The organism is Carnobacterium sp. (assembly GCF_032094055.1).
Taxonomy (GTDB): Bacteria; Bacillota; Bacilli; order Lactobacillales; family Carnobacteriaceae; genus Carnobacterium_A.
The window spans coordinates 1-7,777 of the sequence record NZ_DAMDAK010000047.1 but is presented as its reverse complement, the minus strand read 5'-3'; the positions used below and the strand labels follow the sequence as shown (position 1 = coordinate 7,777).

General features: G+C 35.9%; 4 protein-coding genes and 1 pseudogene. 4 read left to right on the top strand and 1 reads right to left on the bottom strand.

Annotation, left to right across the window (positions count from 1 at the left end; genetic code table 11):
- Positions 1-151 precede the first annotated feature (151 nt).
- Complete coding sequence (locus RT405_RS08335; RefSeq protein WP_313469061.1) at positions 152-3,208, top strand: SMC family ATPase; 3,057 nt, start codon at positions 152-154, stop codon at positions 3,206-3,208.
- 299 nt (positions 3,209-3,507) lie between these two features.
- On the opposite strand, the gene RT405_RS08330 is transcribed toward RT405_RS08335, so the two are convergent.
- A complete protein-coding gene (locus RT405_RS08330) occupies positions 3,508-4,947 on the bottom strand; it encodes a L,D-transpeptidase family protein (RefSeq protein WP_313469060.1) in 1,440 nt (479 codons plus the stop codon).
- Between the two features lie 286 nt (positions 4,948-5,233).
- Here RT405_RS08330 and RT405_RS08325 point away from each other — a divergent pair, with 286 nt between their 5' ends.
- The 3 genes and pseudogenes from RT405_RS08325 to RT405_RS08315 all read left to right on the top strand — a co-directional run.
- Positions 5,234-6,562 carry a peptidoglycan DD-metalloendopeptidase family protein gene (locus RT405_RS08325; protein ID WP_313469059.1) on the top strand — a complete coding sequence of 443 codons (1,329 nt, stop codon included), beginning with the start codon at positions 5,234-5,236 and terminating at the stop codon, positions 6,560-6,562.
- A 90-nt stretch (positions 6,563-6,652) separates the two neighbouring features.
- Positions 6,653-7,411, top strand: a complete 759-nt coding sequence (locus RT405_RS08320; RefSeq protein WP_313469058.1) for an RNA methyltransferase — start codon at positions 6,653-6,655, stop codon at positions 7,409-7,411.
- Positions 7,412-7,581: 170 nt separating this feature from the next.
- Positions 7,582-7,777: pseudogene (locus RT405_RS08315) on the top strand (hydrolase); the annotation flags it as partial.

Genomic DNA, 7,777 nt, shown 5'->3' with positions numbered 1-7,777 from the left:
CACTTGACCCATGATCAAGCACGTTTGAAAGAAATCCCTTTGCAGGATCTTTTTAGTGATTTCTATCAGCAGTATAAACAAAAAGAATTAGACCCTGACCGCAAAGAAATTGTTGAAAAAATGCTTCATGAAATTGGAAGGGAAGAATAAGATGAGACCGTTAAAGTTAGTCATGAATGCCTTTGGCCCTTATAAAGATAAAGTAGCAATTGATTTTACTCAATTTAATCAAAACACACTTTTTTTGGTAAGTGGACCAACCGGTGCTGGTAAAACAACCATTTTTGATGCGATTGCTTATGCTTTGTATGATGATGCCAGTGGGACAAGTCGTAGCAAAGACTCGTTTAAATCACAATTTGCTTCAGATGAGGTTCTTTGCTACGTTGAGTTGGAATTTGAATTGGCTGGGAAAAAATATTATATTAAACGTACGCCCGCTCAAATGGGACCAGGAAAACACAGAATAAAAAAATACAGTCCGGAAGTTGAATTTATTCACGGTACAAATGTAACGACTAAAATAAATGAAGCAAATAAAGAAATACAAGATTTGCTGTCACTTTCTTATGAACAGTTTAAACAAATTGTGATGCTGCCTCAAGGTGAATTCAAAAAAATGCTGGAATCTAATAGTGCAGATAAAGAAAAAATATTTCGGAATATTTTTCAAACGGATACGATTAAGGCTTTCCAATCAAATTTAAAAGAAGAAGCGCGTCGCTTGAGAGCAGAAGTTGAACAAAGCAATAAAATGCTGGAACAATTCGTAGGTATGATTCAACCACAGGAAAATGAATCGTTAGCTGAAGCCATTCAGTTATTGGATATCACACGTTTAGTAGATGAATTGGAAAATTCCTTGACCGTTTATCAGGATAAAATTCAATACTATACAATTGAAATGGACCAATCGCGCAAAAAAATGCAGCAGAATCAAGAACAAATAGACGGACTGACCGAACTGGCTCAATTAAAACAAGTAAAAAAACAATTAACTGATTTAGAAGCAGAGATAAATCAAAAGCGTTTAAGCATCGAACTGCATGAAAAAGCACAAAAATTAAAGGGATACAAAATAGATCAAGAAAAAGCTTTAAAAGACAAAGAAACTGTTCAGCAGCAATTAGAATTAGACAGACAAGCTTTGGCAGAAACAGTGAGCGCACTTGAAGAAAATAAAAAAGATCGTGTAGCAGCTGAAAAAGACTACTTGCTTTTACCGGAAAAAAGAGAAGCAATCAATCAATTAAAACAAGAAGAGCTGACGATAAAAGCAATCGAAGCAAAAGAAAGCCAAGCAACAGCTTTTGAAGAAGAGAATCAACGCCATCAACTAAAGATAGAAAAACAAACAGCACAATTGACGGAGTACAAAGATCAATTAGAAGAAAATAAACGGCAATTAATGGAAATTCATCAAGCAAGAATCCAAATTTTGGAAAAACAAAAACATGCAAATGAATTACAAGAGAAAAATGCTATTTTAACTGCTAAGCAAAAGACGGTTAAAGAAGTCGTTCGAACTTTAGAACAAAAAGAAACGAAGTTAACTTTATTCAAGGAAACAGAGTCAGCCTATCAAGCTATCGAAGAAAAATACAAACAACAACGCTTAGCATACAATCGGAATATCGCAGGTATATTGGCTCATGAATTGGAAAAAGATTCGGCTTGTCCAGTTTGCGGTTCGGTACACCACCCTGACCCGGCAATGTTAGCGGAAGATACGGGATCACAAGAACAATTAGAGGCACTAGAAGAAGCAAAAAATCAAAAGTACCAAGAATATAATGCAGTTTCTAATGAAGTCCGTCACTTAAATGAACGAATCCAAGAATACGAACAAGTGCTAGAACTACATCACAGCGAAGCAGCTGAAACATTAAAACAGGTGCAGACTGAACTGGCAGCATTAAATACAGAAAGAACCAAGCTGACTGCTGAAATTGAGCGGCTAGAGCAACTGATTGAACAAGAAGGAGATTTTCAACAACAAGCAGAGAGTATTCAACAGACAGAACGCCAGTTGGAGACAGCTATCCAAGACTTAAGTTTTACTTGTCAAACTAACGATAAGAGAATTCAAGAAATAACTGAAGAAATACAAAAAATGCAGAATCAGTTAACATATAAAGAACTTAAACAAGTACAAGAAAATCTCTTGCAGTTGACAGAGGAAATTCAGCGGATCGAAACGGATTACAAAACGCAGCAAGATGAAACAGTTGCACTGGAAAAACTAGAAACGCAATATCGAACAAGTCTACATTCTTTTGAGACTCAACTCAATAACCTTTCGGACCGGTATGCAGTGGCGACTGGTGAATTTGAAAAACAATTAGAAGCAGTCAAGTTGAATGAGGCATTTGAAGAACATTTATTAGAGGCTGGACAAGTACAGGTGCTAACAGAAGAAGTGAGCAACTATGACCAAAAAGTTTGGGTCAACCAGGAAAACTATCAAAAACAAAAAGAAAAAATAACTGCAAGAAAAGACAGCCGTTCAATTGAAGAGTACCAACTGGAAAACCAGGAAAAAGAAAAAGAAGTGACGGAACTAACAGAAAAATACCAAGAGTTAATTGGAATCGTAAAAAATTACGAAATGGCAAAAACAGAAATCAGTAAAAATTATGCTGCTAAACAAATACAATTGGAAAATTATTGTTTGTATAATGAACTAACTGAATTAGCTAATGGTTCCAAAGAAACCGATTATGTATCATTTGAACGATACGTTTTAGCTATCTATTTTGAAGAAATCATTCTTGCAGCAAATTTACGTTTCACACAAATGACCAATAATCGGTACTCTTTATTGCGACGTGAAGAAAAAGTTAAAGGAACAGGAGCAAAAGGCCTTGATTTGGACGTGTTCGATAATTATACAGGCAAAACAAGGAGTGTTCGGACACTTTCGGGTGGTGAGAGTTTTAAAGCCTCATTAGCCTTGGCTTTGGGTTTAAGTGATGTCATTCAAAACCATAGCGGCGGAGTCAGTGTGGATACTTTATTTATTGATGAAGGTTTTGGGACGTTAGATTCGGATTCTTTAGATAGTGCCATTGAAACATTGTTTGAGTTAAATCAAAGAGGGCGGTTAGTCGGTATTATTTCCCATGTTGAAGAATTAAAAATGCGTATACCGGTTCATATCGATGTAACGAAGTCTTCACAAGGAAGCCAAGTAAAAGTAAAGATGTAAGAAAAAATAAGTGACACCAAGAAAAGGCCTTAAAGTAACCAAGGTCCTTTTACGTAAAAGAAGAGAAGAAACGAAACCAACTGTAAATCTCAATTATTCAGTAAACAATATATATAAAAGACTCTTGATTCCCTAAAATGGGTGATCAAGAGTCTTTCAGTATAGAGAGGTTTAAGCCTGTGTTAGAAGTAAAAATCACTACTGTTTATTTCAATATAAGCAGTCACTTAATAATGTGCTAATTCAGCTTCACTGTTTACATTGATAATATAAGCGCCGTTTCTAATGTGTTGCATTAACTACAACATAGTTGATTCAGAAACAGATATACAGCCAGCTGTTGCGCCGTTTCCGTTGACATGGACGAAAAAGGCACTTCCGCCGTTAACACCATTATTGTAGTTTAGTGTGATTCCGTATTTATATTGGGTTGGGTAGTCGCTCATATGCTCATCTAAAGAACTGGAGCTAGAACGTTCTTGCCAAGTATTGTATTGAGAATCATCTGGATTGCTGATCCAATAAGAGTTTCCGGTAATTTGTTTATAAGCAAGATTGGTTCCAGGATTCGGACCTGTCCCAAAAGCAAAACCTAATTGATATGCACCTTTTGGCGTGCGACCGGAACCTTCATATGAACTCCCTACACCGTTGTAGCCTACACGACCTGGAATAGAAAGCACCGTCTCCCATTGACTGCCGTTTTTTTCAAATAAATAGACTGTCGAACTTGAACCATTTGCCACCACTCCAAGTATTTGATCAGTAGATTGACTGGTTTGTGAGCTTGCAATCAGTCCTTCGATTCCCGTTTGTTGAGCAGGTACTGTTTGACTTGATGCTGCAGCTGAATCGGATGACGAATTAGCTGCATCTTGGCTGTTTCCGCTATCTTCATTATCTACATCGGAAACGGAGCTTGAAGCACTAACATCAGCATTCGCAGATTGCTGATGTTCTTCTTCTTTAGCAGCTTTACTTTCAAGCTCTTTTTTTTGCTTTTCTTGTTCTAATTGTTCCTGTTCCTCTTTCTCTTTTTGAATTCGTTCTTCTTTTTCTTTAGCTTCGCGTTCTTTCAATGCAGTTTGAATGGCATCAAAATGCTCAGTAAGGCTGGTTTTAAATGTCTCGCTGGATAAAGAGTCAGCTTTATTTTTTAAACTTTCATAATCAGAACGGGAGACTTCTGGTTTCACTTCAAACTGATCATAATCTGAAAACAGTTTAACAAGTGCTTGTTTTATTTCAATTTGTTGTTTGCTTTGTTCAATGATCTCATTCATTTTTTTAACAAAAGCTGGCTTATTCTTTTTCAACAGAGATAATTCTTTTTCTTCATCAGAAAATTCAATTGTATCCTTTGTGATCATCTCATTGTTAAACTTCTTATTTATTGAAGATTGGATACCAAACATGGATTTTGCGTCTTGTACTTGTTCAGTAATTGTGTCTAGTGTTAGTTGTTCCTCTTTACTTAAATTTGAAGCTGTTACAGCCTCTATAGAAAGTTCAGCTTCTTTGATTTTCTTATCAGAGATTGAATCGCTCAACCATTCTTTTTTCTCATCTAAGTATAAGGCATTCATGTTTTTTTCTGCTACATGTAGTGATCTTTGCAGTTCTTCATGAGCTTCTTCTGCCTGTACTTTTATATTATGCTGATAAAGTGCAATGCCGCTGCCGAATAAAAATAGTGCCAATACGACTGAAATTATGATTTTTTTACCTTTTGAATGCATTTTTAAGCTCCTTTTGATTTTTTTATTTCACCTAACTTAACTTGTTTCAAAAAATGATACCGCTTAAATTATATCACTCTAGAACAACACGTCAAAGATGAAAATAAAAGAAATGGTAAAAACAAAGGAATTAGATTAAATAGCCATCTGTTATGTAATCTGATTGTAATAGTAACGGGAATTTGTTACCAGAATAGCATCGTCAGTTTAGTCTTTCCATGATATACTTTTTAAGTTGAGAAAAAGTACAACATCGATTTATTTTTATATTTACAGGAGGTTCGCTTTGAAAAAGAAATTAACTACAGGATTGATTGCAACAATGATATTTGCGAGTCCATTCGCGATGCCGACACTTGTTAAAGCAGAAAGTGTTCAAGAATTAGAAAAACAAAAACAAGAGCTGGAATCAAAATCAAATGATTTAAATAGTAAAATAAAAAAACAAGAAGATACATTAAATAATTTAGAGACCCAAAAAGCTGATCTTGAGGGCGATGTCAAGCAGCTGCAAACAAAGATTGACGAAGTGGTTCTTAAACTACATGAGCAGGAAAAGAAGTTAGCTGATTCAAAAGTAAAAATCGAAAAATTACAAAAAGAAATTGAAGCTTTAAAAGAATTGATTGCGCAACGTGAAGAAAAGCTGGAAAATCAAGCACGGGTAGTACAAACAGATGCAAGATCTTCTAATATGATAGAAATGATTATTTCATCAGAAAGCCTTTCTGATTTGATCGGCCGTGTCGGCATAATCAGTCAATTGGTCACCGCTAATAAAGATATTGTAATGGAACAACAAAATGATCAAAAAAAATTAGAAGTGAATGAAAAAAAGGCTGAGGAAGAAAAAGTAGCCATTGAAAGCTTAAAGAGTGAAATTGAGGTGGCTAAGAATAATTTGGTCACTCAAAAAGCTGAAATGGATGATAAAATTATCCAATTAGCTGCTCAATACGATATGACAGAATCTGAAAAAAATTCTTTTGTGAAAGAACAGCAAGTGATTGCCACTCAAACAAGTGTGTTATCTAAAGAGCTTCAACAAGAACGTCAACGTATTGTTGAAGAAGAACAGGCGCGGCAAGCGGCTGCTAAAGAAGCTTCAGAAAAGGCTGCCCAACAAGCTGCAGAACAAGAAAAACAAGCAGAACAGAGGCAAGTTGCTTCAAATGACACACAAACTGAGAATAAATCAGCAGATGTTACACCAAAGGCGTCCAGCAGTTCTGGATTCATTCGTCCAAGTAATGGTGTAACCACTTCACCTTTTGGTTACCGGATCCATCCGATTACAGGAGAACATAAATTGCATGGCGGGATAGATTTTGGCGGAAGCGGTCCAATCGTAGCAGCTCAAAGCGGTACGGTTGAAATAGCTGGTTATGATTCTGGTTGGGGAAATTATGTTAAAATCAACCATGGTAATGGAGTGGAAACGCTATATGCGCATATGGTTTCAGGCAGTTTAGCTGTTGCTCCTGGACAAAAAGTTTCTCAAGGACAACATCTTGGGACTATGGGAATGACAGGTTCGGCAACAGGCATTCATTTGCACTTTGAAGTATATGTAAATGGCACTCGCGTTGATCCAGCATCTTATCTAGGAATGTAACCAAAACGAGAAACCTCTCTATAAAAAGAGAGGTTTTTTTAGTACAATGAAAGAGCAAACAGATAGGGGCAATTGGAGGATAATAAAATAATGGAAAAAATTGTATCAGCTAAAAATGAACGTGTGAAGCAATGGAAAAAATTACAAACAAAAAAAGGTCGTGAAAAAGCGGCTGCTTACTTAATTGAAGGGTTTCATTTAATCGATGAGGCAAGCAAAAATAATGCAGTTATTCTAGAATTGATTATTAGTGAAGACAATAGAGACTCTGAAAAAATCCCTGATTTAGACGAAAAAACAGTTCTTGTATCGCGTGACATTTCTAAACAATTGAGTGAAACAGAAACACCACAAGGAATTTTTGCAGTGGTAGAAAAAGAAAGCGTGCCTGAAACACCTATTTTAGACAAGCCTTACTTATTCTTAGATAACGTTCAAGATCCAGGCAACTTGGGAACGATGATTCGTACAGCTGATGCAGCTGGTTTCGGCGGGGTAGTATTAGGTAAAGGAACAGTTGACTTATATAACAGTAAAGTGATTCGCTCTATGCAAGGCAGTCATTTTCATTTACCTATTTTTCAAGGAGATTTAATGGATTGGTTTGATTTGTTTCATAAAGGAAATATCCCCGTCTATGGTACAGAATTAAATGAAGCAGCGGTTAGTTATCGTGAGGTCCAGCCCCAACCTGTTTTTGCTGTAGTGATGGGTAATGAAGGAAATGGAATGAACAAAGAATTATTAGAGAAAACGACAAAAAATCTCTATATCCCTATAAAAGGACAAGCTGAATCATTAAATGTAGCAGTTGCAGCCGGAATTCTGATGTTTGCTTTAACAAAATAACCAATAACGTCGCTTAAAGAGAAAAAACATTACCTAATTATGTCTAAATTATTAAGATTCTTTCTTTTAGGATAAAACGGAAACATTCTACTTTTAATACAGTAAGAAAAAGTGTATGCTAGTGGCAAGTCGGGTAAACGACCTAAACTCATAAAAAAGGAAGTCTTTGAATGATCGAACCAAAATGGAAACAAGACTTAGAATACGTTGCTTTAATTGAAGACTTGCTTAATCGCGAAGAAGTTCAAAAGCTGAATGACTACACACAGCATCATTTCACGACACGTCTAGAACACTCAATTAGCGTATCTTATCTTAGTTATCGTATTGCTAAACGATATGGCTGGGATGGAAAAGCAACTGCAC